Source organism: Rhodohalobacter sulfatireducens (assembly GCF_022012475.1).
Taxonomy (GTDB): Bacteria; Bacteroidota; Rhodothermia; order Balneolales; family Balneolaceae; genus Rhodohalobacter; species Rhodohalobacter sulfatireducens.
The window spans coordinates 1-375 of record NZ_JAKLWS010000128.1 but is presented as its reverse complement, the minus strand read 5'-3'; the positions used below and the strand labels follow the sequence as shown (position 1 = coordinate 375).

Genomic DNA, 375 nt, shown 5'->3' with positions numbered 1-375 from the left:
GTCGCCCTCAAGTTTTTGCCTTCGCATCTCACCCGGTCCGATAAAGACAAACAGCGTTTCATCCGCGAAGCCAAGGCCGCGGCCGCATTGAACCATTCCAATATTTGCACGATCTATAGTGTCGAGGAGCATGAAGGCCAGCACTTCATCTCGATGGAATACATTGATGGTCAAACACTGCGGGAGAAGTTCGAATCCGAAGACATGACTCCGGAGAAAGCCCTCAACTACGCCATCCACATAGCCGAGGCACTCGCCGAAGCCCATGAGAAAGGCATCATCCACCGGGACATCAAACCCGGCAATATCATGGTGGATGCAAAAGATCGGTTCAAGGTGATGGATTTCGGACTGGCGAAACTGGTGGATTCAACG

At 52.0% G+C, this 375-nt stretch carries 1 protein-coding gene; it reads left to right on the top strand.

Annotation, left to right across the window (positions count from 1 at the left end; all coding sequences use genetic code 11):
• Positions 1 to 375: serine/threonine protein kinase (locus tag L6773_RS21365; RefSeq protein ID WP_255727835.1), on the top strand; the 375-nt coding region annotated here is incomplete at both ends.